At 72.4% G+C, this 26,494-nt stretch carries 26 protein-coding genes; 10 read left to right on the top strand and 16 right to left on the bottom strand.

The window, feature by feature from the left end:
* Positions 1 to 93: 93 nt before the first annotated feature.
* The 4 genes from HGB44_RS07810 to HGB44_RS07795 all read right to left on the bottom strand — a co-directional run bounded on the left by HGB44_RS07810 (position 94) and on the right by HGB44_RS07795 (position 4,441).
* The gene (locus tag HGB44_RS07810) at positions 94 to 444 is read right to left on the bottom strand and encodes a hypothetical protein (RefSeq protein WP_061078325.1); all 351 of its coding nucleotides are present in this window, start codon (positions 442 to 444) and stop codon (positions 94 to 96) included.
* Positions 445 to 680: 236 nt separating this feature from the next.
* The gene (gene gcl, locus HGB44_RS07805; RefSeq protein ID WP_061078324.1) at positions 681 to 2,396 is read right to left on the bottom strand and encodes a glyoxylate carboligase; all 1,716 of its coding nucleotides are present in this window, start codon (positions 2,394 to 2,396) and stop codon (positions 681 to 683) included.
* Between the two features lie 270 nt (positions 2,397 to 2,666).
* Positions 2,667 to 3,557 (bottom strand): 2-hydroxy-3-oxopropionate reductase, encoded by an 891-nt coding sequence (locus tag HGB44_RS07800; protein WP_082768172.1) that lies wholly within the window; start codon positions 3,555 to 3,557, stop codon positions 2,667 to 2,669.
* Positions 3,558 to 3,643: 86 nt separating this feature from the next.
* Positions 3,644 to 4,441, bottom strand: a complete 798-nt coding sequence (locus tag HGB44_RS07795; RefSeq protein WP_061078323.1) for a hydroxypyruvate isomerase family protein — start codon at positions 4,439 to 4,441, stop codon at positions 3,644 to 3,646.
* Between the two features lie 409 nt (positions 4,442 to 4,850).
* On the opposite strand from HGB44_RS07795, the gene uraD reads away from it, so the two are divergent.
* The 6 genes from uraD to alc all read left to right on the top strand — a co-directional run bounded on the left by uraD (position 4,851) and on the right by alc (position 11,076).
* Entirely contained in the window at positions 4,851 to 5,402 is a 552-nt protein-coding gene (uraD, locus tag HGB44_RS07790; RefSeq protein ID WP_061078322.1) for a 2-oxo-4-hydroxy-4-carboxy-5-ureidoimidazoline decarboxylase, read from the top strand.
* The gene (gene uraH / locus HGB44_RS07785) at positions 5,399 to 5,737 is read left to right on the top strand and encodes a hydroxyisourate hydrolase (protein ID WP_061078321.1); all 339 of its coding nucleotides are present in this window, start codon (positions 5,399 to 5,401) and stop codon (positions 5,735 to 5,737) included. Before uraD ends, uraH begins: the two co-directional genes overlap by 4 nt.
* Positions 5,738 to 5,997: 260 nt before the next feature.
* On the top strand, positions 5,998 to 6,894 hold the full coding sequence (gene pucL / locus HGB44_RS07780; RefSeq protein WP_061078412.1) for a factor-independent urate hydroxylase: 897 nt from the start codon (positions 5,998 to 6,000) through the stop codon (positions 6,892 to 6,894).
* A gap of 426 nt (positions 6,895 to 7,320) precedes the next feature.
* Positions 7,321 to 8,829, top strand: a complete 1,509-nt coding sequence (locus HGB44_RS07775) for a nucleobase:cation symporter-2 family protein (RefSeq protein WP_061078320.1) — start codon at positions 7,321 to 7,323, stop codon at positions 8,827 to 8,829.
* 103 nt (positions 8,830 to 8,932) lie between these two features.
* Positions 8,933 to 9,859 (top strand): LysR family transcriptional regulator, encoded by a 927-nt coding sequence (locus HGB44_RS07770; RefSeq protein WP_061078319.1) that lies wholly within the window; start codon positions 8,933 to 8,935, stop codon positions 9,857 to 9,859.
* Between the two features lie 89 nt (positions 9,860 to 9,948).
* Positions 9,949 to 11,076: an allantoicase gene (gene alc / locus HGB44_RS07765; protein WP_061078318.1), complete on the top strand. Its 1,128-nt coding sequence runs from the start codon at positions 9,949 to 9,951 to the stop codon at positions 11,074 to 11,076.
* Positions 11,077 to 11,175: 99 nt separating this feature from the next.
* Here the strand turns inward: alc and allB are convergent, their stop codons facing one another.
* Together allB and HGB44_RS07755 are read right to left on the bottom strand one after the other, a co-directional pair.
* On the bottom strand, positions 11,176 to 12,525 hold the full coding sequence (gene allB / locus HGB44_RS07760; RefSeq protein WP_061078317.1) for an allantoinase AllB: 1,350 nt from the start codon (positions 12,523 to 12,525) through the stop codon (positions 11,176 to 11,178).
* Between the two features lie 5 nt (positions 12,526 to 12,530).
* The gene (locus HGB44_RS07755; RefSeq protein WP_061078316.1) at positions 12,531 to 13,835 is read right to left on the bottom strand and encodes a DUF6986 family protein; all 1,305 of its coding nucleotides are present in this window, start codon (positions 13,833 to 13,835) and stop codon (positions 12,531 to 12,533) included.
* 285 nt (positions 13,836 to 14,120) lie between these two features.
* On the opposite strand from HGB44_RS07755, the gene HGB44_RS07750 reads away from it, so the two are divergent.
* A complete protein-coding gene (locus HGB44_RS07750; RefSeq protein WP_061078315.1) occupies positions 14,121 to 14,855 on the top strand; it encodes an IclR family transcriptional regulator in 735 nt (244 codons plus the stop codon).
* Between the two features lie 148 nt (positions 14,856 to 15,003).
* Here the strand turns inward: HGB44_RS07750 and era are convergent, their stop codons facing one another.
* From era to HGB44_RS07720, 6 genes are all read right to left on the bottom strand, one after another.
* Positions 15,004 to 15,972: a GTPase Era gene (gene era, locus HGB44_RS07745; RefSeq protein WP_061078314.1), complete on the bottom strand. Its 969-nt coding sequence runs from the start codon at positions 15,970 to 15,972 to the stop codon at positions 15,004 to 15,006.
* A 9-nt stretch (positions 15,973 to 15,981) separates the two neighbouring features.
* On the bottom strand, positions 15,982 to 16,326 hold the full coding sequence (locus HGB44_RS07740; protein ID WP_017565543.1) for a hypothetical protein: 345 nt from the start codon (positions 16,324 to 16,326) through the stop codon (positions 15,982 to 15,984).
* Positions 16,323 to 17,720: a hemolysin family protein gene (locus tag HGB44_RS07735; protein WP_061078313.1), complete on the bottom strand. Its 1,398-nt coding sequence runs from the start codon at positions 17,718 to 17,720 to the stop codon at positions 16,323 to 16,325. Before HGB44_RS07735 ends, HGB44_RS07740 begins: the two co-directional genes overlap by 4 nt.
* On the bottom strand, positions 17,717 to 18,205 hold the full coding sequence (gene ybeY / locus HGB44_RS07730; protein ID WP_061078312.1) for an rRNA maturation RNase YbeY: 489 nt from the start codon (positions 18,203 to 18,205) through the stop codon (positions 17,717 to 17,719). Before ybeY ends, HGB44_RS07735 begins: the two co-directional genes overlap by 4 nt.
* Before the next feature lie 144 nt (positions 18,206 to 18,349).
* Positions 18,350 to 19,468, bottom strand: coding sequence for a PhoH family protein (locus HGB44_RS07725; RefSeq protein ID WP_061078311.1), 1,119 nt, complete (start codon positions 19,466 to 19,468; stop codon positions 18,350 to 18,352).
* Positions 19,469 to 19,776: 308 nt separating this feature from the next.
* Positions 19,777 to 20,127: a histidine triad nucleotide-binding protein gene (locus HGB44_RS07720; protein WP_061078310.1), complete on the bottom strand. Its 351-nt coding sequence runs from the start codon at positions 20,125 to 20,127 to the stop codon at positions 19,777 to 19,779.
* 323 nt (positions 20,128 to 20,450) lie between these two features.
* Here HGB44_RS07720 and HGB44_RS07715 point away from each other — a divergent pair, with 323 nt between their 5' ends.
* Positions 20,451 to 20,981, top strand: a complete 531-nt coding sequence (locus HGB44_RS07715) for a SigE family RNA polymerase sigma factor (protein WP_013151757.1) — start codon at positions 20,451 to 20,453, stop codon at positions 20,979 to 20,981.
* Complete coding sequence (locus HGB44_RS07710; RefSeq protein WP_061078309.1) at positions 20,978 to 21,745, top strand: prolipoprotein diacylglyceryl transferase; 768 nt, start codon at positions 20,978 to 20,980, stop codon at positions 21,743 to 21,745. Before HGB44_RS07715 ends, HGB44_RS07710 begins: the two co-directional genes overlap by 4 nt.
* Before the next feature lie 142 nt (positions 21,746 to 21,887).
* On the opposite strand, the gene HGB44_RS07705 is transcribed toward HGB44_RS07710, so the two are convergent.
* From HGB44_RS07705 to hrcA, 3 genes are read right to left on the bottom strand one after another with little or no spacing between them, the layout of a single operon-like run.
* Complete coding sequence (locus tag HGB44_RS07705) at positions 21,888 to 22,625, bottom strand: 16S rRNA (uracil(1498)-N(3))-methyltransferase (protein ID WP_061078308.1); 738 nt, start codon at positions 22,623 to 22,625, stop codon at positions 21,888 to 21,890.
* A complete protein-coding gene (gene dnaJ / locus HGB44_RS07700) occupies positions 22,622 to 23,764 on the bottom strand; it encodes a molecular chaperone DnaJ (RefSeq protein ID WP_061078307.1) in 1,143 nt (380 codons plus the stop codon). The genes HGB44_RS07705 and dnaJ overlap by 4 nt, the downstream gene beginning before the upstream one ends.
* 4 nt (positions 23,765 to 23,768) lie before the next feature.
* Positions 23,769 to 24,782 (bottom strand): heat-inducible transcriptional repressor HrcA, encoded by a 1,014-nt coding sequence (hrcA, locus tag HGB44_RS07695; protein WP_061078306.1) that lies wholly within the window; start codon positions 24,780 to 24,782, stop codon positions 23,769 to 23,771.
* Positions 24,783 to 24,951: 169 nt separating this feature from the next.
* Here hrcA and HGB44_RS07690 point away from each other — a divergent pair, with 169 nt between their 5' ends.
* A complete protein-coding gene (locus tag HGB44_RS07690) occupies positions 24,952 to 25,791 on the top strand; it encodes a DUF3097 domain-containing protein (RefSeq protein WP_061078305.1) in 840 nt (279 codons plus the stop codon).
* A 142-nt stretch (positions 25,792 to 25,933) separates the two neighbouring features.
* On the opposite strand, the gene HGB44_RS32405 is transcribed toward HGB44_RS07690, so the two are convergent.
* Positions 25,934 to 26,494 (bottom strand): hypothetical protein (locus HGB44_RS32405; protein ID WP_210751319.1); only part of this gene is annotated, 561 nt, incomplete at its 5' end.

The raw sequence follows: 26,494 nt of genomic DNA, 5'->3' as shown, positions 1-26,494 counted from the left end.
TGGTGGCGTGCACTCCGGCACCGCGTTGGCGAGGAGACGCCCACCGCGGCTGACGGGCCCGGCCCCGGGCGGCGCGCCCGGGGCCGGAGGCGGTCAGAACTCCCCTTGGCAGGCCTGCTGGACCCTGCCCTGGCCGAAGGACTCCACGTAGGTCTCGTCCGGGGCCAGCTCCAGGTAGCCGTCCGTCTGGGCCCCGTAGACCAGCACCGGGTCGGTGCCGTTCCACTTGAACTGCAACTGGCAGTCCTCCGTGGCCTCGTAGGTGGCCCACCAGAACCCTTCGGTGTCCGGCGCGGTGATCCTGAGTTCGTCACCGGGCAGGCCGCTCTCCACCAGGAGTTCCTGGAACTCCTCCTCGGACCCGCTCTGGGAGGAGCAGGCGGAGGAGGCGAGCGCGACGGCCGCGACGGCGGCCGCAGAGAGGAAACGCGCGTGGGGGGACATGCTTTTCCAACTTCCGAGAGTGCCGACGACGGCTCCGTTGCGTTCTCCCGCTCCCTGGCACGGCGGGTCCGTCGTCAAGGTGACTCCACGTTTGCGCAGGTGCGGGCCGGAGAAAACGCACGTCGCGACACACTCCGGACACAACCCTGTAACGACGGGTTCATATGTGCCTGGTGCTCCCGGTGTGCCCCGTTTGGCCCGCTGTGGCAGGCGTTCCGCACGGGGCACACTCGCCGTCAGGCCCCGGGAACCGGCTCGAACTCCCGGACCGCGTCGATCGCGGGCCCGTGCGGCGTGTTGGCCTCGCGTTCGATCATGATCTCCACGAGCACCGGCCGCGACGTGGCCTGGGCCTGCTTGCGGGCCCACTCCAGGGACTCGCGGATCTCCCCGGGGTCCACAACACGGCGTCCGGAGCACCCGTAGGCCTCCATGAGCTTGACGTTGTCGGTGCCGTACTCGTCGTAGTGGATGTCCACCTGGTAGTTCATGTCGAACGGGATCGATGCCTGGCGGATCAGGCCCAGGTACTCGTTGTTGAGCATGATGATGACGTAGGGCACGTCGTACTGGGCGGCGACGGCCAGTTCCTCGACCATGTACTGGAACCCGTAGTCGCCGACGATCCCGACGACCTCCGCGTCCGGCTCGGTGTCCTTGAGCGCCTTCTTGACGCCGATGGCGGCGGGGATCTCCCAGCCGAGCGGGCCCGCCTGGCCGCAGATCTGGTAGTGGCGCGGCTTGTACGCCTTCTGGTGCTGGCCTCCCCAGATCTGGTAGAGACCGATCGCGGTGACGAAGTAGGTGTCCTCGCCGAAGACCTCGTTGATCTCCTTGTAGACGCGCGGTGCCTTGACCGGGACCGTGTCGAAGTCCTCGCGGCGGGTCAGGGTGGCCTTGAGCTCGGCGACCCGGTCGATCCAGGGCCGCACCTGGGCCGTGGCCCCGCGGGCGCGGGCGGCGGCGAGCAGCTCGCGCAGGAACAGCCCCGCGTCGGAGACCACGCCCAGGTCGGGCTCGAAGACCCGGCCGATCTGGGTGGCCTCGATGTCGACGTGGATGAACCTGCGCTCGCCCCGGTAGACGTCGATCTGCCCGGTGTGGCGGTCGGCGAAGCGCGCGCCCACGGCCAGGACCAGGTCCGACTCCAGGAAGGAGGCGTTGCCGTAGCGCTGGGAGGTCTGCACGCCGGTCATGCCCGAGTACAGGGGCGAGTCCTCGTCGAAGGAGCCCTTGCCCATGAGGGTGACCTGCACCGGCACCTGGAGGTGCTCGGCCAGCGCGCGCAGGTCGTCGGAGGCCTCGGCGGTGATCACGCCGCCCCCGGCCAGGATCAGGGGGCGCTCGGCCTCCAGCAGCATGTCCAGCGCGCGCTCCACCCGGGGCGGGTGCGGCTCGACGGTGTTGACCTTCAGCGGGGCGTCGATGGCGGGGTCGTAGTCGATCAGCTGCTGGGCGACGTCCACCGGGATGTCCACCAGGACGGGGCCGGGGCGTCCCTCCCGTGCGATCCGGAACGCCTCGCGGAAGATCCAGGGAGCGGTGGCGGCCTCCTTGACCTGGACGGCCCACTTGGTGACGGGCTTGGCGATCTCGACGATGTCGACCGCCTGGAAGCCCTCCTTGTCCAGCAGGTCGGTGCGCTGCTGGCCGGTGATGCACACGATCGGGACCGAGTCCGCGATGGCCGTGTACAGGCCGGTGATCATGTTGGTCCCGGCGGGACCGGAGGTGCCGATGGCCACCCCGACCTTGCCGGTGGTCCGGGACCAGCCGTCGGCCATGTGGGTGGCGCCCTCCTCGTGGCGGACGGTCAGGTGCTCGATACCGCCGACCTGTTCCATCGCCTTGTAGAGGGGCAGGATGGCCGCGCCGGGGCAGCCGAAGGCCGTGTCGACGCCCTCGTCCTTGAGGACCTCCACGACCGCGTTCATCGCGGGCATCTGTGGCATGGGAAGCGAACCCTTCAGTGCTGGGGGTGCTGGTGGCTGTGTGGTGACAACGCTGTGTGGTGGTGGCGCTGTGTGGTGACAACGCTGTGTGCTGGTGGCGCTGTGTGCTGGTGGCGCCGGGTAGTGGTGACGCTGTGTGCCAGGGGTGGTGCCGGGGTGCGGGTGGGACCGGACGGCACGCGCGGGCCGGGCTCTCCCCCGGTGCGGCCAACACCGGGGACGGACCGCGCGGGACCGGGCGCGGACCCTGTTGTCCGCAGTGCCGGTCCGCTACCGGTCGGAGCGGTCGGAGAGCTGTTCGACGATCTTCAGCAGCGCGGAGTGGTCGAGGCCGCCGTGTCCCTGGTGCTTGAGCGCGCCGACGTACTGCGCGACCTGCGAGCCCAGCGGGATCGCGACCCCGGCGGCGCGCGCGGAGTCGGTGACGATGCGCATGTCCTTGTCGTGCAGGGCGATCCGGAAGCCCGGGGCGAAGTCGCGCGCGCGCATGGCCGCGCCCTTGCGCTGGAGCACGGTGCTGCCCGCGAGCCCGCCGCCCAGGACCTCCAGGCCGGACTCGGTGTCCACCCCGTGCGCCTCCAGGAAGACCAGGGCCTCGGCCAGGAGCTGGAGGTTGCCCGCGACGATGAGCTGGTTGGCGGCCTTGACCGTCTGGCCGGAGCCGCTCGGGCCGACCAGGACCGGGGTGGTGCCCAGGACGTCGAAGAGCGGCCGGGCCGCCTCGAAGTCCTCCGCCGCGCCGCCGACCATGATGGAGAGCTTGGCCTCGACCGCGCCCGCCTCGCCACCGCTGACGGGGGCGTCCAGGACGCGCAGGCCGCGCTCGGCCCCGGCCGCGGCCACCGAGCGGGACACGTCCGGGCGGATGGTGCTCATGTCGATGACCAGGGTGCCGGGCTTGACGCTCTCGAAGACGCCGCCCTGGCCGAGCATGAGCTCCTCCACGTCCGGGGAGTCCGGGACCATGGTGATGACGGCGTCGGCGTCGGCGACGGCCCCGGCGACGCTGCCCCCGCGCAGGCCGCCCTCGGCGACCAGCGCGTCGACGCGCTCGGGGGTGAGGTTGTGGCCGGTCACGGTGTATCCGGCGCGGACGAGGTTGACGGCCATGGGCAGGCCCATGATCCCCAGGCCGATGAAGGCGATCTTCTTGACGGGCACGACGGCCCCCTTCGTAACTGGTGGTGCGTGGCTGGTGCTGTGTGGCTGGTGCTGTGTGACTGGCGGTCGGACGCGCGGCTGTGGAGTCAGTTGAGCCAGCCGAAGCTCTGGGCGCTGGGCACGGTCGGCTTGTACTCCAGGCCGACGAGTCCCCGGTAGCCCCCGGCCTGGGCGGCGGTGAGGAGTTCCCCGATGGGCAGCCGTCCGGTGCCGGGCTCGCCGCGTCCGGGGGTGTCGGCGATCTGGATGTGTCCGAACTCGGCGGCGTGGTCGCGGACCGCGGCGGCGAAGTCGTCGCCGTTGACGGCGAGGTGGTACAGGTCCGCCAGGAGGGCGACGTTGTCCGCGCCCGCCTCCCCCGCACGGGCGACGAAGGCGAGCCCGTCCGCGGCGGTGGTCAGGGGGTAGCTCTCGGCCCCGCTGATGGGCTCGATGAGGACGGTGCCGCCGACCGCGGCCACGGCCTCGGCCGCCGCGACGGTGTTCTCCAGGGCGGTCCGGTCCTGTTCGCCGGGGTCGACCCCCGGCTGACGCAGGCCGTAGAGGGCGTTGAAGCCCGTGGCGCCCGTGCGCTCGGCGATGCGCACCACGACGTCGATGTTGGCGCGGAACTCGGCGCTGCGCGAGGGGTGCGAGAGCACGCCGCGGTCGGGGCCGGGCAGCCGGCCCGCGAAGAAGTTGAGGCCGCTGAGGCGGACCCCCGCCCTGTCGAGGGCGGAGACGAAGGAGTCGACCTCGTCCTGCGGCGGGGTCGGGCTCTCGAACGGCCACCAGAACTCGACGGCGTCGAAGCCCGCCTCCCGTGCCGCCCGGGGGCGGTCGTTGAGGGGGAGCTCGGTGAACAGCAGCGAGCAGTTCACCGTGTACCCCAGGGTGTGGCTCATACCTTGCCTCCAGCATCTACTTCCACAATGTGGAAAGTAGTTTTCGCTTTAAGGAATGATTGAAGTGTGTGCCGAGGCACCCCCGCTTGTCAACCACTCCGGATTCCGGCCGTCTGACGCGCCAGATGCCACCTCCAGCCGCCCCAGCCCCATGAACCCCACGAATCCCGCCACGAACTCTGAGTGACGACGAGCAGGTCGGGGCTTCTTTGTGCTCGGGCACAGATCGGGTTATTTTTCGCAGATCTCCCCTTGCGAGTGTTGACAAGGTCACACTCGCATCAACTAGAGTCCCTCCAATCCGTAATACGGAATTAGGTATCTGCACTACGAAAATTCTTGGCGGGAACCGCGGTACGCCGTCCCACGGACGGGAGACCCGGGGTCGCGCCGAGTCACGGGAGACCACATGAGCACCCCGGAGGAGCCGAAGAGCGGGCCCGACCCCGGTCTGGCGCGACTGAACGCGCTGTCCGCACAGGAGCTGCGCGCGGCACTCGCGCAGTGCCTGGACGTGGACCGCTGGGTCGCGGCCGTCGCGTCCGAGGCGCCCTTCTCCGACCGCGCGGCCCTGCTGGCCTCTGCCGACGGGCACGCGCGCGCGGTCACCGCCGACGAGGTCGCCTCCGCGCTGGCCCGCCACCCCCGCATCGGGGAGAAGGCCGAGGGCGCCGGCACCGAGGCCGCCTGGTCGCGCGGGGAGCAGTCCGCCTTCGCCTCCGACACCGACGACGCCTCCGTGCGCGTCCAGCGGATCTTCGCCCACGCCCAACGCGAGTACGAGGACAGGTTCGGGCAGATCTACCTCGTCTGCGCGAGCGGGCGCTCCAGCCGCGAACTCCTCGCGGACCTGGTCGCACGCCTGTCCAATGACCGCGACACCGAACTGGCCGTGGTCGGCGGGGAGCTGCGGCGGATCGCCGGGCTCCGCCTCGTCAAACTCCTGGAGGAGGACGCATGAGCCACGTCACCACCCACGTCCTGGACGCCGCCCTGGGCCGACCCGCCCGCGGCGTGCCCGTGCGGCTGGAGGTCGCCGACGGCCCCGGAGCCTGGCGGACGGTCGCCGAGGGGCGCACCGACGACGACGGGCGCGTGCCCGACCTGGGCCCCGACCGGCTCCCCGCGGGCTTCCACCGGGTCGTCTTCGACACCGCCGCCTACTTCGGGGCGACCGGCCAGCGCGGCTTCTACCCCGAGGTCTCCATCGTCTTCGACCTCGCCGACGAGGAGGCCCACTACCACGTCCCGCTGCTGCTGAGCCCGTTCGCCTACTCGACCTACCGGGGCTCCTAGGGCATGTCCGGCGGACACACGCCCTGACCGGGCGGGCGCCCCGCGCCCTCCCCCTGGACACCACCCACACAGACCACCGCGGCGGCACGGCCGACCGGGAAGGGAGCGGCGGGCAGGAGATCCTCGCCGGCCAGAGCAAGCCTGAATCTTCGAGTGCGCGACAGGTCCTTCCGCACGACCACAGCGGTCCTCCCTCGTAGCACTGCGCCACGGCGCGAACGATGACGACTTCACGCATCACACGGATGGAGTTCACCCTGATGGGCATCCGACTCGGAGAAAACCAGTACGGCAAGGCCGAGGTCCGCCTCGTCCACGTCAACCGCGACACCGACGTCCACCGGATCAAGGACGTCAACGTCACCTCCCAGCTGCGCGGAGAGCTGGAGACGGTGCACACCCGCGGCGACAACAGCACCTGCCTGCCGACCGACACCCAGAAGAACACCGTCTACGCCAAGGCCCGCGAGTGGGGCGGCGTCGGCGCCGTCGAGGACTTCGCACTGCGCCTGGCCCGCCACTTCGTGGACGAGCACGAGTACGTGCACGGGGCCCGCCAGGAGGTGCAGGAGTACTCCTGGGAGCGGATCGAGACCTCCTCCGGGCCGCACGACCACGCGTTCTCGCGCAGGGGCGCCGAGACCCGCACCACCGTCGTCACCAAGACGGGCGGGCGGGAGTGGGTGGTCTCGGGCTTCGAGGGCTTGTCCGTGCTCAAGTCCACCGGCTCGGAGTTCCACGGCTTCCCCAAGACCAAGTACACGACGCTGCCCGAGACCACCGACCGGATCCTGGCCACCGACGTCACCGCCCGCTGGCGCTACGTCGGCGTGGAGCACGACTTCGACAGGGCCTACTCCTCGGTCCGCGCCCTGTGTCTGGAGGCCTTCGCCCGGACCCACAGCCTGGCGCTGCAACAGACCCTCTACGAGATGGGCAGGGCCGTCCTGGAGGCGCACCCGGAGATCGCCGAGATCCGCTTCTCCATGCCCAACAACCACCACTTCCTGGTGGACCTGTCCCCGTTCGGCCTGGACAACCCGAACGAGGTCTTCTTCGCCGCCGACCGCCCCTACGGCAAGATCGAGGCCACCGTGGAGCGCGACGACGCCCCCGAGCCCGGCGACGCCTGGAAGACCGTCCCCGGCTTCGTCTAGGGGCGCACCCCCCGGGACGCCGCCGCCCGCCGCCCCTCCCGTCCCCGGGCGGCCCGCGGCCGTCCCGTGTCCGCACGCCCCGAGGGCGGCAGCCCCCGGCGCCCGGACGCCACCCCCGACGAAGCCCCGCCCCACCCCGTGTCCGGGCGCTCCCCGGTGAGCGCTCCGGCAGTGCCCCGCGGGCGGGACCGCCCTCTCCTCGCGGTCCCGTCCGCGGCCCCGGCGCCCTGTCTGGCACACGCACCGACACTCCCGTGACCCGCGCGCACAGCCGTGCCACGGGCCCTGGCCCGCCGCGGCAGGCCCTCCCCCGGCTCCGGCGCCCCCTGACGGGGGTGTCGGGCCGGTGCGACACCACCGGGCCCAGTGCCCGAGAGTTCGGCCCCCTCCGGGGTGGCCGCCGATCGCAAAGGCTGGAAACTGGCCATGTCGAACAGTCCGTCCGCGAAGGACTCGGCCACAACGAACGCCGCCTCCTCTCCCCGCCCCGAGGACGAGAAGCTGCCCGCGCGGCTGCTCCTGGTCTACGGGCTCCAGCACATCCTGACCATGTACGCCGGCGCGGTGGCGCCGGCCCTCGTCATCGGCGCCGCCGCCGGGCTCGCGAACGACCCTGCCGCCATGGGCATCCTCGTCAGCGGCGCGCTCCTCGTGGCGGGGTTCGCCACACTCATGCAGACCGTGGGCCACCGGCGCGTCGGCGCGCAGATGCCGATCGTGGTGGCCTGCTCCTTCGTCCCCGTCAGCGCCATCACCTCCCTGGCCGCGGGGCAGGACGGCGAGAACCTGCCCGTGGCCTTCGGCGCCTCCCTCGCCGCCGGGCTCTTCGCCCTGGCGCTGACACCGTTCTTCGGGCAGCTGATCCGCTTCTTCCCCCCGATCGTCACGGGCACCATCATCACCGTCATCGGCGTCAGCCTCATGCCGGTGGCGGCGCGGTGGATCATGGACGGCGGCGTCCGCACCCTGGAGGACGGCTCCGCGGTCCCGGCCGCGCCCCTGGCCAACCTCGGGCTGGCCGGGCTCACCCTCGGGGTGATCGTGCTCGGCTCCCGGGTCCTCCCCGGCATCTGGGGACGGCTGTCCATCCTCCTGGGCCTGCTCGTGGGCACCCTGGTCGCCGTCCCCCTGGGCATGGCCGACTTCAGCCGGGTGGGCGAGGCCGACATCGTGTTCGACCCGACCTCGGTGTTCTACTTCGGCGCGCCCCGCTTCGAGGTCGCCGCGGTCGTCACCATGTGCGTCATCATGCTCGTGGTCCTGACCGAGGGGGCCTCGCACATCATCGCGGTCGGTGAGATCACCGGCTCGAAGGTGGACGCCAAGCGCATCTCGGCGGGCCTTCGCGCCGACGTGAGCGGCTCGCTCATCGGACCGATCTTCAGCGCCACCCCCACCAGCTCCTTCGCGCAGAACATCGGGCTGCTGGCCCTGACCAAGGTGCGCAGCCGCTACGTGGTGGCCACCGGCGCGGGCATCCTCGTCGCGCTGGGGATGTTCCCGGTGCTGGGCGGCGCCATGGCGGCCATCCCCACGCCCGTGCTCGGCGGCGCGGGCCTGGTCCTGTTCGGCAGCGTGGCCGCCAGCGGCGTCAAGACCCTGGCCAAGGTCGACTTCACCAACAACCTCAACCTGGTGCTGGTGGCCGCCTCCGTGGGCGTGGCGGTCATCCCGCTGGCCTACCCGACCTTCTACGCCTTCCTGCCCGAGTCGGTGGAGCTGGTCGCGCACTCGGGCATCATCGGAGCGGCCGTCGTCGCGATCGTGCTCAACGTGTGCTTCAACGTGATCGGCCGCGGGCGCTCCGCCGCCCCGGCCGAGATCGACGCCGAGGAGATCGGCAGCGCCGGTCCCGGGGAGGCCAAGTACACCGACCAGGCCCGGGAGGCCTACCGCGACGGGGGCTCCGAGCCGCTGGACCAGCCCCGGGCGTGACCCGTCGCCGGGGGCCGCGCCCCCACCCCCGGAGCCGGTGTCCGCGCGATCCCCGCGGACACCGGCGTTCCGTTCAGGGCTGCTGAATGGTATTCCTGACAGGGTGACCGACTGGGATCTTCGCAAACTCCGCGTCCTGCGCGCCCTGGAGGAGTTCGGGACCGTCCGGGCCACGGCGGAGGCCCTGTGCATGACCCCCTCCGCCGTCTCCCAGCAGCTGTCCTCCCTCTCCCAGCAGGTGGGGGTCGCCCTGCTGGAGGCGCACGGGCGGCGGGTCCGCCTCACCGACGCGGCGTACGCCCTGCTGCGCCACACCGACATCGTCCTGGCCCAGCTGGAGCGGGCCGAGGCCGAGCTGGAGGGCTTCGCCCGGGGCGAGGCCGGGCACGTGCGCGTGGGCGCCTTCGCCACCGCCATCCCCAGCCTCGTGGTGCCCGCGCTGGGCGCCCTGCGGCGCGCCTACCCCGGCCTGACCACGCGGGTGCACCAGGCCGAGGCGGCCGAGGTCTACGACCTGTTGTCAGCGGGCGAGATCGACGTCGGCCTGTCCCTGGCCGCCCAGACCCCCACCGGCCACGACGGCCGACACGACCGGCGCGAGCTGCTCACCGACCCCCTGGACGCGGCCCTGCCCGTCCACCACCGCCTGGCCGGCGCACGCGCCCTGCGTCTGCGCGACCTGGCCGAGGAGCCGTGGATCTACGGGGCGTCGGGCCCCTGGCACGACATCACCGTCGCCTCGTGCGCCCAGGCGGGGTTCGTCCCGGGGCAGGCGCACGTGGCCTCCGACTGGAGGGCCATCCTGGACATGGTGGCGGCGGGCATGGGCGTCGCACTGATCCCCCGGCTGGCCGCCGCGGACGACACCCCCGGGGTCAGCCTGCGGGTGCTGCGCTCCGACCAGCCGCGCCGCCACGTGGTCTCCGCCGTGCGCTCCGGGGCGGGCGGTCGCCCCCAGGTCGCGGCGGTGCTGCGCGCCCTGGCCGACACCGCCGCGGACCTGGGCCGCCCTTCTGTTCAGTTCAGCTGAACAGAGTGATCAGAAACTTTCGCTGGTAGTAACCGTTTTCTCTTGGGACTCTGGACATGTCCGACACGTCCACTTTTCTCAGGAGCAACATGAGCGGGGCCCAGCCCACCGATCCACGCGCCTACAACGCCCGCCCCTACGCGGGCGGCGACCCCTACGCCGACTACCGGGGCACCGACCTCGACTTCTCGGCCCTGGTCGACCTGGCCGACCGGCGCCTGGGCGCCGGGGTCGTGGCGGCCAACGACGAGTTCTTCGCCCAGCGCGAGAACCTGCTGCTGCCCGAACCGGCCGTGTTCGACCCGCACGCCTTCGGCCACAAGGGCAAGGTGATGGACGGCTGGGAGACCCGCAGGCGCCGCGGTGTGAGCGGCGACCAGCCCCACCCCGCGGCCGACGACCACGACTGGGCCCTGGTCCGCCTCGGCCTGCCCGGCCTGGTCCGCGGCGTGGTGGTGGACACCGCGCACTTCCGCGGCAACCACCCCCGCGAGGTGAGTGTCGAGGCCGTCCACCTGGAGGGCACCCCCACCACCGACGAGCTGCTCAAGGCGGAGTGGACCGAGATCGTCCCCCGCGCCTTCGTGTACGGGCACGCCGCCAACGGCTTCGAGGTGGACGCCGGGCGCCGGTGGACCCACCTGCGCCTCAAGCAGTTCCCCGACGGCGGCGTCGCCCGCCTGCGCGTGTACGGCGAGCCCGTGCCCGACCCCGACTGGCTGACCGCCCTCGGCGGCTTCGACGTGGCCGCCCTGGTCAACGGCGGCATGGTCGAGGACGCCTCGGACCGCTTCTACTCCTCACCGGACAACATCATCGCCCCCGGCCGCTCACAGAAGATGGACGACGGCTGGGAGAACCGGCGCCGCCGCGACACCGAGCACGACTGGGTGCGCTTCCGCCTCACCGCCCAGGCCACGGTCCGCGCCCTGGAGCTGGACACCGCCTACCTCAAGGGCAACGCCGCGGGCTGGGTGGCGGTGCTGGGACGCGACGCGCACTCCGACACCCCCGACGCGTGGTTCGAGATCGTCCCCCGCACCCGCCTGGAACCCGACAGCGCCCACCGCTTCGTCCTGGACACCCCGGTCACCGCCACCCACGTGCGCACCGACGTGTTCCCCGACGGCGGCATCGCCCGCCTCAACGTCTTCGGCTCCCTGACCGGGGCCGGGGCCGACCACCTCCGCGACCGCTGGAGCGAACTGCGGGGCTGACCTCCGCGCCCGCGCTGCCCGCGCCAACCGCGCGGGCAGCTGGGCGGACAACGACCGGGCCGCCGCCGGGATGCTCCCGGCGGCGGCCCGTCGCCGTTCCTACCGACGGACGAGCATCCGCCCGGCCCTGTCCTCTGGCCCCACGTCCCGGCCGCGCAGGACGGTGCGGCGCACCCGCCCGAGCAGTTCGGCCCCGTCGTAGGGGCTCACCGGGTTGCGGTGCTCCAGCGCGCGCACGTCCACCCGGAAGGACTCCTCCGGGGCGACCACGGCGAAGTCGGCGTCCGCGCCCTCGGCGATGGCGCCCTTGCCGCGCAGTCCGGCCACCCGCGCGGGCCCGGACGACATCCACCGCACCACGTCCGCCAGGGAACCGCCGCGGCGGCGGGCCTCGGTCCACACCGCGGAGAAGCCCACCTGGAGCCCGGACACCCCGCCCCACGCGGTGCCGAAGTCGCCGGTGTCCAGGTCCTTGAGGTCGGGGGTGCTGGGCGAGTGGTCGCTGACCACGCAGTCGATCAGCCCGTCGGCGAGCGCGCGCCACAGCAGGTCGCGGTTGGCCGCGTCCCGGATGGGCGGGCAGCACTTGTACTGGGTGGCCCCGGCGGGCACGCCCTCGGCCTCCAGGGTGAGGTAGTGCGGGCAGGTCTCCACCGTCAGCGGCACCCCGTCGGCCCTGGCCTGGGCGATCAACGGCAGCGCGGAGGCGCTGGACAGGTGCAGCACGTGCGCGTGGGTGCCGGTGGCCCTGGCCACGTCGATCACCCGGGCGATCGCCTCGTTCTCGGCGGTGTCGGGCCGCGAGGCCAGGAAGGCGGCGTAGTCGCGTCCGGCCGCGGGCGGCGCCCCGTCCAGGACGCCGGGGTCCTCGGCGTGCACGATGAGCCGGCCGCCGAACTCCCCGATCGCCTCCGCGGCCGAGTACAGCTCCTCCGGGGACAGGTGGCCGAACTCCTCCACCCCCGACGGGGACAGGAACGCCTTGAACCCGAACACCCCGCGCTCCCACAGCGCGGCGAGCTCCTTCGTGGCGCCGGAGCGGCTGTTCTCGGGGACCGCCCCTCCCCAGAAGCCCACGTCCACGGCGAGCTTGCCCTCGGCGGCGGCCTGCTTGGCGTCGAGCCCGGCGACGGTGGTGGTCGGCGGCACGCTGTTGAGCGGCATGTCGACCAGGGTCGTGATCCCGCCCAGGGCGGCGGCCCGCGTGGCGGTGGCGAAGCCCTCCCACTCGGTGCGCCCGGGCTCGTTGACGTGCACGTGTGTGTCGACCAGGCCGGGCAGCAGCACCTCGTCCTCGGCCAGGGTGATCTCGCGGCGGGCGATGAGCGGCGCGGACTCCCCCTCCAGGACGTTGACCACGCGCCCGTCGCGCACCCCGACGGTGACGGGCCTCTCTCCCTCGGGGGTGAGGGCGCGGCGGGCGCGGACGGCGAGATCGTGCTGGGTCATGTGTGTCACTGCTCCTGTCCCACCCGTCGACTGGCCAGGCCGACGAGTGTGCGGGTGTCGGTTCCGGCGGCGTCGGCCACCTCGGCCTCGTCCAGCGCCCCGCAGCGTACCCCGCTCACGAGGGCGGCGGCCAACGCCTGGGCGGTGGCGGGCTCGTCCAGCACGCCGCCGGCGACGGCGCCGAGGTAGGCGCGCAGGCGCGCGGCGGCGGGCGCGAAGGCCTCGCGGTAGAAGACGTAGGTGGCCAGGTAGCGGGTGGGCAGCTGGTGCGGGTGCAGGTCCCAGCCCTGGTAGAAGCCGCGCTCCAGGGAGCGGCGGACCAGGGAGGCGTGCAGGCGCCAGGCGGCGTGCACCTCCTCTGCCGAGCCCACGGGCAGCACGTTGGTGGAGCCGTCGGAGAGCCACACCCCCGTTCCGGCCGCGGCCACCTGCATGACGGCCTTGGCGTGGTCGGCGACCGGGTGGGCCATGCTCTGGTAGGCGGCGGTGATCCCGCAGGCGGCGCTGTAGTCGTAGGTGCCGTAGTGCAGGGCGCTGACCCGCCCCTGTCCGGCGCCGATCATGCGGGCGACGGCCACCGTGCCGTCGGGGAGCAGGACCGACTGCGGGGTCTCGATCTGCAACTCGAACCGCAGCCGCCCCTCGGGCAGCTCCAGGCGCCGCTCCAGCTCCTCGGCGAGCCAGACCATCGCCTCGACCTGCTCCACGGAGGTGATCTTGGGCAGGGTGAGCGCGAGCCCGTCCGGCAGGCCGCCCAGCTCCTCAAGGAGGGTGTGCAGGAACAGCGCGAGGCTGCGGGCGCCGCGGGCGCGTCCGGCCGCCTCCATGCCCTTCATCCGGACGCCGAGGACGGGCGGGGCCTGTCCGGCGCCCAGGTCGGAGCACAGGGCGCGGGCGGCGTCGACGGTGTCGCGGTCCTCCTGCGCGTCGCCCCGGTCGCCGTAGCCGTCCTCCAGGTCCACGCGCAGGTCCTCGACCGGCTCGCGGACGAGCTTGTCGCGCAGGCGGGGCAGGACCCCGGCCACCGCCTCCTCGTCCACACCGGTGGCGGCGGCCAGTGCCGCGGCGTCGGACGCGTACTCGTCCAGGCTTCGCAGGGCGGCCTCGCCCCACTCCCGGACCAGGCCGGTCCGGACGCGGTCCGCGGGGACGTAGACGGTGTGCACCGGCTGGCGGGCCCCGGAGGAGCCCGGGTAGTCGCGGACGAGCCGGGCGTCGGCGTCGGCCAGGCGGGCGTTCAGTCCGGCGGTGAGTACGTCCAGACCGAGATCGGGTTCCCTGCGGCGGTTCTCGGACCGGTCCTGTTGCACGTGTATGTCCTCTCCCAGGCTAGTTTTTCCTATCGTGGATAGTAACTTTTGCTATCCGGAATAACAAGAGAGCCCGAGGTGTCCAAGATCCCGGGACGCAGGTTCCCGGAGCACCGGAACGCCGCCGTTCCACGTGCTATAGAAGACAGTGAGCCGGAAACCGTCCTCCCCCCGCGGAGGCAGGACCCCGAACCCACGGCCCTCAGCATGGGAGCACGATCCTTGTCAGCCCCACAGACCTCTCTACACCCTGAAGACCAGGGCAAACGCGGACGCCCCGGCGGCGTGCAGTCCCTCGACCGCGCCTTCTCCCTGCTGGAGATCATGGCCGAGGCGGGCGGCGAGACCTCGCTGAGCCAGCTGGCCGAGTCCTCGGGCCTCCCGCTGCCGACCATCCACCGCATCATCCGCACCCTGGTCGGCAACGGTTACGTACGCCAGCTGCCCTCCCGCCGCTACGCGCTGGGCCCCCGGCTGATCGGGCTGGGCGACAAGGCCTCGCAGATGCTGGGCACCTGGGCGAGACCGCACCTGGCGCAGCTGGTGGAGGACCTGGGCGAGACCGCCAACCTCGCCATGCTCGACGGCGACAAGGTCGTCTACGTCGCCCAGGTGCCCTCACAGCACTCCATGCGCATGTTCACCGAGGTGGGGCGCCGCGTGCTGCCGCACTCGGCGGGCGTGGGCAAGGCGCTGCTGTCCCAGCTCGACGACGAGGAGGTGCTGGCCACGGTCCGCCGCACCGGCATGCCCGCCGCCACCGACCGCACCATCACCGACCCCGACGACTTCCTCACCGAGCTGCGCCGGGTCCGCTCGCAGGGCTTCGCCGTGGACGACGGCGAGCAGGAGGTCGGCGTGCGCTGCGTGGCGGTCCCCGTCGCGGGTGCGCCATCGGGGATGGCGGTGTCGGTGTCGGGCCCCGAGGCCCGGGTGAGCTGGGAGTTCGTGGACCGCGCCGCCCCCATCGTGCGGCGCTGCGCCACCCTGCTGGCCACCGACCTCAACAACCAGACGTAACAGGCCGGGCCGGGGAATCCCCGGCCCGGCCTGTTCACGGTGATCTTGTGCCCACAGCCGACGTCGGCGCCCCGGCCTCGCTGCGAGTACAGGACCCGCGCGGGCCAGAACCCCGTGCGTCACACCGGCGACACTTCCGGCCGACCCGTCAGGTGGGCTGGTCGAAGCCCAGCTTGCGCAGCTGCTTGGGGTCTCGTTGCCAGTCCTTGGCCACCCGCACCCGCAGGTCCAGGAACACCCGGCGGCCCAGCAGGGCCTCGATCTGCTTGCGGGACCGCGAACCCACGTCGCGCAGACGCGAGCCCTTGGACCCGATCACGATCGCCTTCTGGCTGGAGCGCTCCACGTACAGCGACGCGTAGATGTCCATCAGCTCCTTGCCCGGGCGGGTGTTCTCGCGTTCGTACATCTCGTCCACGACCACCGCGATGGAGTGCGGCAGCTCGTCGCGCACGCCCTCCAGTGCCGCCTCGCGCACCAGCTCGGCCACCAGCATCTCGTCCGGCTCGTCGGTGAGGTCGCCGTCCGGGTACAGCGGCGGCCCCTCCGGCAGGTGCGAGCACAGCACGTCGGTGACGGTATCCAGCTGGAAACCCCCCTGGGCCGAGACGGGGACGATGTCGGCCCAGTCGCCCAGCTCGTTCACCGCCATCAGATGACGGCCCACGGCGTCCCGGTCCACCAGGTCGGTCTTGGTGACCAGGGCGACCACGGGGGTGTTGGTCTGCTCCGCCAGCTCCTTGGCGATGTAGGTGTCGCCCCGCCCGATCGGCTCGTTGGCCGGCAGACAGAACACGATCACGTCCACCTCGACCAGGGTGGACCGCACCAGCGAGTCCAACCGCTCGCCCAGAAGGGTGCGCGGCTTGTGCAGGCCGGGCGTGTCCACGATGATCAGCTGCGCGTCGGGCCGGTGCACGATTCCGCGCACCGTGCGCCGCGTGGTCTGGGGCCGGTTGCTGGTGATCGCCACCTTCTGCCCGACCAGCGCGTTCATCAGGGTGGACTTGCCCACGTTGGGGCGGCCCACGAAGCACGCGAAACCGCTGCGGAAGCCTTCCGGGTGGGAGGGCATCTGCAACGGCAGGCGCAGCTTCTCCAGGTCGAGCTCGTTCATGCGTCCTTCTCAGCGCCGGGTGATGCTCGCGGGCACCCCGTCAGGGGCGGCGATCACCACCACCTGGGTCTTCAGGTCGTCCGCCACCGCGCGGTCGTCCTCGGTCAGCTCCGCGGCCTCGGTGACCACAACGGCGGCCTCCAGCGCGGCGGCCTCACCCGAGACGGCCGCGGCCACGGCCGCCTGGAGTGCGGACAGCCGGAGCGAGGGCAGCGACACCGTCGTGGCCACGTACGTGCGTCCGGTCTCGTCGCGCACCGCCGCGCCCTCCGCCGCCGCGTTGCGGGCACGGGAAGCCCGCGCGAGCGTGATGAGCTTGCCGTCCTCGGGGCCGAGCCCCGTCGTCTCCGTCACTGCTCCGTGCTCCTCACGTCGTCGTTCCCCTCCTGCGGCGCCCCTGCGGCGTCGGCGGGCAGGCGCTCCACCAGGACCGTGGTCATCCGGCTCCGGCGGCTGTTCTTGCCCTCGAGGGTGAGTCGGAGACCAGCGTATTCGGCCCGGTCCCCTCCCGCGGGCACCCGGCCCAGGACGAACGCCACGAGTCCGCCGACGGTCTCCACGTCCGTCACGTCCAGGTTCCGGTCCGGGAACAGCTCGTCCAGCTCACCCAGCGGCAGGCGGGCGGTCACCCGCACCCGGTCCGCGTCGAGCCAGGCCACCGGCGGGATCTCGTGGTCGTACTCGTCGGTGATCTCACCGACGATCTCCTCCACGATGTCCTCCAGGGTGACCAGGCCCGCCGTGCCGCCGTACTCGTCGATGGCCACGGCGACGTGGTTGCGCTGCTGCTGCATCTCGCGCAGCAGCTCGTCGATGGGCTTGGTGTCGGGGACGTAGTTCGCCTGGCGCATCACGTCGCCCGCGGTGAGCGGCACCTCGTCGTCGGTGCCCGCGGCCGCGGCCCAGCGGTCGCGCAGCTGGTACACCAGGTCCTTGAGGTAGACGATGCCGACCACGTCGTCCTCGTCCTCACCCGTCACCGGGATACGCGAGTACCCGCTGGCCAGCGCCAGGGTCAGCACCGCGTCGGCGTCGGCGTCACGGCTGGTGAACACGATGTCGGGGCGGGGCACCATCACCTCTCGCACGGGCGTGTCGTCGAGCTTGAACACCGAGTGGATCATCTGGCTCTCCTCGGGGTCGATGACCTCCCCCCGCTCGGCCAGGTCCACCAGCTGGCGCAGCTCCACCTCGGTGCTGAAGGGGCCCTCGCGGTCGCCCTTGGCGCGCGGGGTGAGCGCGCGGCCCGCCCCCACGAACAGCTGGGCGATGGGGCCCACCACGACCTGGACCGGGTAGACCACCGCCGCGCTGGCGCGCGCGAAGGCCCCGGAGAACTGGCGGCCGAGGATGCGCGGCGCGATCGCGATCAGCACCGACTCCACCACGACCATCGCCGCGGCGGTCAACCCGAGGGCGGGCCAGCCCAGTCCCAGCAGGAACACCATGCCCACGGCGGCGGCCAGCACCGCGCACACCTCGCACACCACGCGCAGGAACAGCAGCACGTTGAGGTGGCGGGTCGGGTCGGCCGACACCCGCTCCCAGCGGCGCCCGGCCTTGGCCACGCGCTCACCGGGGCTCGCCTCGGGCAGGCCCACGGACATCACACGGGTGACGGCGACCTCCGCGGCCACCAGGAAGCCCGCGACGGCGGTCAGCACCAGGGCGACCGCGAACGCGCTGATCCACTCCCCGGGCTCACCGGTGGTCAGCGGGGCGATGTCAGGCCAGGCCGACGGAGTCATCGGGCGTTCTCATCCCCTTCGGCCCCGGGCGCCTCGCGCTCGCGCCAGGCGGCGAGGATCTCGCCCTGGAGGCCGAACATCTCCTTGTGCTCCTCGGGCTCGGCGTGGTCGTAGCCCAGCAGGTGCAGGATGCCGTGCGTGCACAGCAGGTCGATCTCCGCCTCGGTGCCGTGCCCGGCCTTCTCGGCCTGGCGCTCGGCCACCTGCGGACAGATGATCACGTCCCCCAGGACGCCCGGCTCGCTCGTGCGGCCGGGGCCGCCGGGGCGCAGTTCGTCCATCGGGAAGGAGAGCACGTCGGTGGGACCCGGTTCGTCCATCCACCGCACGTGCAGGTCGGCCATCGGCTCCTCGTCCACGAGCACGACGGACAGCTCGGCCAGCGGATGGACGCGCATGGCGTCGAGCACGTGGCGGGCCAGACGGGAGAGCCTCTCCTCGTCCACGGTGGTGACGCCGGACTCGTTGGCGACGTCGATACTCATGGTTGCGGCTGCCTTACCTAGGGATCGCGGGGCCGGGCGGCGCGCCCGGCCGGTGGTGCGGCGCGCCGGTCGGGCGCGCCCCGGCAACCGAACCGGTGGACCCGCCTGTCGCGGACCCACCGGTTCGAACGCCGTACTACTACCTCAGTCTGCCTGTTCCCCGCCATCGGCGCTCTCCGACTCCGGCGCGGTCGGGGTGTCGGAGGCGCCCCGGCGCGCGGGTCCGCGGCGGGGACGGCCGCCTCCGGCGGGGCCCCTGCGGTCGTCGCGTGTGTCGCCCTGGGCGGCGTCGTAGCGCCCGTAGGCGTCCACGATCCTGCCGACCAGCTTGTGCCGGACGACGTCCTCACTGCTCAGGCGGCAGAAGGCGATGTCGTCGATGTCACTCAGGATGGACTCGATCGTGCGCAGGCCGCTGGTCTGCCCGCCGGGCAGGTCGACCTGGGTCACGTCACCGGTGACCACGATCTTGGAGCCGAACCCCAGCCTGGTGAGGAACATCTTCATCTGCTCGGGCGAGGTGTTCTGGGCCTCGTCCAGGATGATGAAGGAGTCGTTGAGGGTGCGACCGCGCATGAAGGCCAGGGGGGCGACCTCGATGGTTCCCGCCGCCATCAGCCTGGGGATGGAGTCGGGGTCGAGCATGTCGTGCAGGGCGTCGTAGAGCGGGCGCAGGTAGGGGTCGATCTTGTCGTAGAGGGTGCCGGGCAGGAAGCCCAGCCGCTCTCCGGCCTCCACCGCGGGGCGGGTGAGGATGATCCGGTTGACTTCCTTGTCCTGGAGCGCCTTGACCGCCTTGGCCATGGCCAGGTACGTCTTGCCGGTACCGGCGGGACCGATGCCGAACACCACCGTGCGCTGGTCGATGGTGTCGACGTAGCGCTTCTGGTTGAGCGTCTTGGGGCGGATGGTCTTGCCGCGGTTGGACAGGATGTTGGTGGTCAGCACGTCCGCGGGGCGCTCGGCGCCGGGCGAGCGCAGCATGTGGACCATGCGTTCGATGGTGTCGGGGGTGACGTGGGTGCCGCTCCTGGCGAGCTCGATCAGCTCCTCGACGAGGCGGACCACGACGGCGGTCTCCTCCGGGGAGCCGCTGATGGTGAACTCGTTGCCGCGCACGTGGATGTCGCTGTCGAAGGCCCGCTCCAACGCCCTGAGGAGTTCGTCCCTGGAGCCCAGCAGGCTGACCATCGTGTGCTCGTCGGGCACCACGACCTTGACCTGGGTGTCCCGTGGCGGGTGCGTGTGCGTTGTCTCGGACATGGTGAGGCCGTGCGGCCGCTGTCCCTACCCTTCGGTCGGGCGCCTGCCCGACCCCTGCGGGAGGCGCACCTGGTGGACGGTCCCGGCGCCGCGGGCGGTGCCGGGTCGGAGCTTCCTCGCCGGTGTTCCCAACGGTCACACCGAACCCTCGAAGCCCACAGCGACGAGTCTACCAAGGCGCCTCCGCCCGACTCGATCCGTTATTTCCGCCTGTGGAGAACCTGCGGGAGGAGTGCTCAAAGGGGTGCGGACGTGGCGGCGCGGGGGGGCGGCTTCCGCCCGCCCGCGGTCCGGGGGCCGCTTGCGGCCTACCCGGGGGGCCAGTTCAGCCCGCGGCCGCCGAGCAGGTGCCCGTGGAGGTGGAAGACCGTCTGCCCGGCGCCGCTGCCGGTGTTGAACACCAACCGGTAGCCCTGGTCGGCGACGTCCTCGGCCGCTGCCACCTCGTGCGCCACCCGGACGATCTCGTCGAGCAGGCCGGTGTCCGCGGCGGCGGCCTCGGCGGCGGTGGGATAGTGCTCGCGCGGAATGACCAGCACGTGCGTGGGCGCCTGGGGGTTGATGTCGCGGAAGGCGACCGCGCGCTCGCTCTCGCGCACGATCTCGGCGGGCACCTCCCCCTTCACGATCTTGCAGAAAAGACAGTCTTCCTGGGCCATCGCGCACCTTTTTCCGTCTGCGCGGCCGCCGGAACGGCCGCCTTCTCGGGTTCGTCCGGGACCATGATGCCGCAGGTCCCGGCCGGGCGGGCCAACGGCGAAGGGCTCCCGCGGCGCCGCGGGCGAGCGGGTTCGGCGACGCCCGGCGCCCCGGGCGCGATAGGCTTTCCACCCGTGCGCGTCAGGTCGTCGGCTCCGTCCGGCCTCGGCCATATTCCCGCGTGTTCGGATTGAAACGCACGTCTACCTGGAAAAGAAGAGGTATGCCCTTTCGTAAACCCCGCGACAAGGGTGTGCGTCGAACTGATGTGACGACAGAAACCATGGTGGCCGGTGCCACCACGGCACCGCTCTCGGTGGAGTGGGACGCCGACCACGCCGTGACGGAGCTCTACCGGGAGCACTACCGTCCACTCGTTCGGCTCGCCGCCCTGCTCGTCCGCGATCACGCGACCGCGGAAGAGGTCGTCCAGGACTCGTTCGTCGCCATGCACGGAGCGTGGCGCCGCCTGCGTGACCCGAACAAGGCGCTGTCCTACCTGCGCCAGGCCGTGGTGAACAAGGCGCGGTCCGTGCTTCGCCACAGGGCGGTCGTGGAGAAGCACGCACCCAAGGCCCTGCCCGACGCGCCCAGCGCCGAACACGGCGCGCTGAGCCTGTTGGAGCGCGAAGCCGTCATCCGTGCCCTGCGCAAACTACCCACCCGTCAGCGAGAGGCCATCGTGCTCCGGTACTACGGCGACCTGTCCGAGGCACAGATCGCGGACGCCATGGGGATCAGCCGGGGCGCGGTGAAGAGCCACACGTCCCGCGGTATCTCCGCGCTCCGCTCTGTTCTGGAGCAGACGACATGACCAGCCCCACGAACCCCACGAACGATCCGTTCGAGGATCAGCTCCGCCACCTGCTCAAGGCCGAGGCCGACACGGTCACGACCTCTCCCGAGGCGTTGAACCTGATCCGTGAGCGCACCGAGCGCAACCGCGGTTCGGCCTGGTTCGGTATGCCCTGGCTACGTCCGGCGGTGGCGGTGGCGGGAGCCGCCCTGATCGCCGGGTCCGTGGCCATCTCCAGCCCCCAGGTCCGCGACCACGTGCTGGAGATCGTCCCCGCGGGCGCCGACCGCGAGGGCGCGCCCGCCGAGGAGGAGGGAGGGGGCGGCGGTGTCGCCGTACCCGATGCCTCCACCGGCTCCGTGGACGGCACCACCCAGCAGGAGGAGGAGCCGCCGCTGGACCCGGCCGCCTCCCCCACCCCGAAGGACGACGAGGAGGAGCCCGCTCCCTCCGAGGAGGGCGTCACGGCCACCTCCACGTGTCCGGCGCCCGGGGAGTCCGTCTCTCCGGCCCCGTCCGGTTCCTCCGAGGAGGACAAGGACGAGAAGGCCGCCTCCGAGGAGGAGTGCGAGCCCAGCGACGAGCCGAGCAGCGGCGCCGGCGACGGGCCCGCCGGTGAGGACGGCGGCGGCGACAGCGGCGGCGGGACCGGCGGGGAGGAGCCCTCCGGCGGCGGTGACGGTACCGGCGGCGAGGGCGGCGGCACCGGCGGCGAGACCGGCACGGGCGGCACCGGCACCACCGGAGGCGACAGCGGCGCCAAGACGGCTCCCAGCGGCTGACGCGCCCCTCCCGGGGCCGGCCCCGAACATCGGCCGCGAACAGGAGCACACGAACACGCGGGAGGCGCCCGGACAGGTCCGGGCGCCTCCCGCGTGTTCGGCGTTCGGCCGTGTGCTCTACCAGCCGTGCGCCCTACGCGCCCTACCAGCGGCCGGTGCGGGCCTGGAGCACCGACAGGGCGGCGACCCCGGCGGTGGAGGTGCGCAGCACGCTCGGCCCCAGCAGCGCCCGGACCGCGCCCGCGGCGTCGAACGCCTCCAGTTCGCCGTCGGAGAAGCCGCCCTCGGGGCCGACCACCACGACGACGCCGGGGCCCTGTCCGGCGGGCAGATCCAGCTGTGACAGGCGGCTGGCGCCGTCCTCGTGCAGCACGACGCCCAGGTCCGCCCCGGCCAGCAGCCCGGTCACGGCGGCGCGGTCGGCGAGGTCGGCGACCTCGGGCAGCCGCGCGCGCCGGGCCTGCTTGGCCGCCTCACGGGCGGTCGCGCGCCACTTGGCCAGCGCCTTGGCGGCGCGGTCGCCCTTCCAGCGGGTGACGCAGCGGTCCGCCGCCCAGGGCACGACCGCGTCGGCTCCGGCCTCGGTCATCATCTCCACGGCCAGCTCGCCCCGGTCGCCCTTGGGCAGCGCCTGGACCACGGTCAGGCGGGGACGGGGCGCCGGTTCCTCCCGGCGTCCCACCACCGCGCAGACGATGTGGTCCCTGCCCACGGCGGTCACCGTGCAGCGGGCGCGCAGGCCGCGTCCGTCGGAGAGGTCGACGGTCTCGCCCTCACGGATGCGGCGCACCACGGCGGCGTGACGGCCTTCGGCGCCGTCCACCGTCACCCGGTCGGCCGCCAGGTCGGCGGCCTCGACCAGGAAGACCGGCGGTGTCACTTGGCGCCGAAGGCGTCGCGGATCTTGGAGAAGAACCCGCCGTGTCCGGGGCTGAAGCGCCCCGGGGTCTGGTCCTCGCCGCGCAGTTCGGCGAACTTGCGCAGGAGGGCCTCCTGCTCCTCGTCCAGCCGGCTCGGGGTCTCCACGTCGACGCGGATGCGCAGGTCGCCCCGGCCTCCGCCGTCGAGGTGGCTGACGCCCTTGTTCGGGAGGGTGATGACGTGGCCGGAGTTGGTGCCCGGGCGCAGGTCGATGTTCTCGGTGCCGTCGAGGGTGTCGAAGGCGAAGGAGGCGCCCAGCGCGGCGGCCGTCATGGGGACGGTCACCGTGCAGTGCAGGTCGTCACCGCGCCGTTCGAAGGTGGGGTGCGGACGCTGGATGATCTCCAGGATGATGTCGCCGCGCGGTCCGCCGTTGGGTCCGACCTCGCCCTCTCCGGCGAGCTGGATGCGGGTGCCGTCGTCGACGCCCGCGGGGATCTTGACGGTGCGGGTGACCTTCTCCCGCACCCGGCCCTCGCCCGCGCAGTCGCCGCAGGGGTTGGTGATGACCGAGCCCTGGCCCGAGCACTGGGGGCAGGGGCGGGAGGTCATGACCTGACCGAGGAAGGACCGGGTGACCTGGGACACCTCGCCCTGCCCGTGGCACATCTCACAGGTGGTGCGGTGCGAACCGGCCGCCGTCCCCTCGCCCTGGCAGGTCTCGCACAGGATGGCGGTGGGGAAGGTGATCTCCTTGCTGACCCCGAACGCGGTCTCCACCAGGTCCAGTTCGACCCGGATCTTGATGCTGCGCCCGCGGCGGACCCGCTCCCGGGGGCCGCGCCCGCCGGGCTGGCCGCCGCCGAAGAAGGCGTTCATGATGTCGTCGAAGGCGAACCCGCCCGCACCGCCGAAGCCACCGGCCCCGCCGCCGCCGCCGGGCGCGTAGGGGTCCTGGCCCATGTCGAACATCCGGCGCTTGTTCTCGTCGGAGAGGACCTCGTAGGCCTGGGTCACCTCCTTGAAGCGCTCCTGGGTTGCGGGGTCCGGGTTGATGTCCGGGTGGAGTTCGCGCGCGAGCCGCCGGTAGGCCTTCTTGATCTCGTCCTTGGACGCGTCGCGACGCACTCCGAGAACCTGGTAATAGTCTCTGGCCACTGGGTTACTGTCCTGCCAAAATCTGTCCGACATAGCGAGCCACGGCGCGTACTGCTCCCATCGTCCCCGGGTAGTCCATCCGGGTGGGTCCCACCACACCGATCTTGGCGAGCGACTGGTTTCCCACACCGTAGTCCGCCGACACGATGGAGGTGGACCTCAGGCCCTCGTGGAAGTTCTCCGCGCCGATGCGCACCGTGAGCATCGACGGGTCCTTGGCCTCTCCCAGCAAACGGATGAGGACCATGTTCTCTTCCAGTGCCTCCAGGACGTCCCTCAGGCTGGCGGCGAAGTCGACGGCGGCGAGGTTGGCCGTCCCCGCGAGGACGATCTTCTCCTCGTGCCGTTCGACGAGGCTCTCCAGCAGGACGGAGAGGACCGACACCGCCATCTGGCGGTGCTCGGGCGGCACCTGCGGAGGCAGGTCCTCCACCGCGTCGGGCACGTCGCCGAGGTGACGTCCGGCGATGGCCCGGTTCAACATCGCGCGCAGGTCGTCGACGGCGGCCTCGTGGACCTCTCCCAGGCCGTCGATGACGCGCTGCTCGACCCGGCCCGTGTTGGTGATCACGACCATCATGATCCGCTGTCCCCCGAGGGGGACCAGCTCCACGTGCTGCACCGACGAGCGGGTCAGCGAGGGGTACTGGACGATCGCGACCTGGCGGGTGAGCTGCGCGAGGAGCCGCACGGTCCGGGCGACGATCTCGTCGAGGTCGACGGCGCCGGTGAGGAAGGACTCGATGGCGCGCCGCTCCGCGGTCGAGAGCGGCTTGACCGAGGAGAGCCGGTCGACGAAGAGCCGGTACCCCTTGTCCGTGGGGACGCGGCCGGCACTGGTGTGCGGCTGCGCGATGTAGCCGTCCTCCTCAAGGGCGACCATGTCGTTGCGGATGGTCGCCGGGGAGACGCCGAGCCGGTGCCGGTCGGCCAGGGCCTTGGACCCCACGGGCTCGTTGGTGTTGACGAAGTCCTCGACGACGGCACGCAGGACCGCGAGCTTGCGCTCATCCAGCACTCGCCACCTCCTGGCACTCCGTGGTCCTCAGTGCTAAGTCTATGCCCGGCCGCAAACCCTGACGGTTACCCGTGGGCCCGACGCCCCGCCGCCCCCGCCCCCGCGGGGCCCGCGGCGCGCGCCGCGGCCGACGGGGCGCCGGCTCGCGCCACCAGTAGACTGCACGACCGTGGCTACCAAGGGAACCGGCCGTTACGGCCGCGACGTGCTCGCCGGGGACTGGCGCCGCCCGAGGAAGAAGGCGGTCCGCGAGGTGCCCCTGGAACGGGAACTGGTCGTGGAGGACGCCGAGGAGGCGTTCTGCGGGGCGGTGGTGGCCTGGGACAAGGCCACCGTGACGCTGGAGGACCGGCACGGCCGCCGCCGCGTGTTCGACCTCGCCCCGGCCGCGTTCCTGGTCGACGGCGAGCCGGTGACCCTGGTGCGCCCCGCCGCGGGCCCGAGGGGACCGCTGCGCAGCGCTTCCGGGTCGGTGGCGGTGCCCGACGCGCGGGCGCGCACGGCCCGGGAGAGCCGGATCTACGTGGAGGGCGTCCACGACGCCGAGCTGGTGGAGAAGGTCTGGGGCCACGACCTGCGTGTGGAGGGCGTGGCCGTCGAGTTCCTGGAGGGGGTCGACGACCTGCCCTCGATCGTGGCGGAGTTCTCACCCGGGCCCGGCAGGAGGCTGGGCGTCCTGGTGGACCACCTGGTGCCGGGTTCCAAGGAGACGCGGATCGCCGAGCGGGTGCGCGGCGAGCACGTACTGGTGGCCGGGCACCCCTACGTCGACGTCTGGCAGGCGGTGCGTCCGGGTTCCGTGGGGATCGGGGCCTGGCCCGAGGTGCCGCGCGGCGTTCCCTGGAAGGAGGGGGTCGTGAGCGCCCTGGGCTGGCGGATGGAGACGGGCGAGGCGTGGCGCCGGATCCTGGGATCGGTGCGTACCTATGCTGACCTGGAGCCGGCCCTGCTCGGCCGGGTGGAGGAGCTGATCGACTTCGTCACCGGGCCGCACCCGGAGGCTCCCTAGCGAGCACTGCGCGCGGGAGGAGCGGCAGGACCTAGGATTTGACATGGGCGAGGCGTCGGACCCCGTGTCCGGCGCCGAGGTCGCCCGCCTCCGGCCCGCGCGGTCGTCGGTACAGCACGGTAGTACAGGAACCTCCCCCTCATCAGCGGAGCCAAGGAAGAGCATGAGCCAGACCCCGACGAACCCCCCGCCCCCGGAGGATCCCCACCGGGGCCCGCAGCCGGACCACGGGCAGGACGGGCAGCAGGAGTACGGACAGCAGCCCCAGCAGCCGGATCCCGGCCAGCAGTCCGCCTACGGGCAGCCCTCGGGCGCGCAGTCCCCGTACGCCCCGCAGCCCGACCAGGGCCACCAGGACCACGGCCAGCAGCCCTCCGGAGCCCAGCCGGGATACGGCCAGACCCCGGCGGCACAGCCCTCCGGCGGCCAGCCCGGATACGCCCCGCAGCCCGACCAGGGCCAGCAGGGCTACGGCCAGGCCCCGGGAGCGCAGCCCGGCTTCGCACCGCCCCCGGGCGCCCCGTCGCCGTACGCGCCCCAGCCCGGCCAGGACCAGTACGGCCAGGGCCAGCCCGTCTACGGGCAGCCCTCGGGCGCGCAGTCCCCGTACGCCCCGCAGCCCGACCAGGGCCACCAGGACCACGGCCAGCAGCCCTCCGGAGCCCAGCCGGGATACGGCCAGACCCCGGCGGCACAGCCCTCC

It is taken from the genome of Nocardiopsis alborubida (assembly GCF_012396365.1).
Classification (GTDB): Bacteria; Actinomycetota; Actinomycetes; order Streptosporangiales; family Streptosporangiaceae; genus Nocardiopsis; species Nocardiopsis alborubida.
The sequence above is the reverse complement of the archived record's forward strand: the minus strand, read 5'-3'. Positions and strand labels throughout refer to the sequence as shown.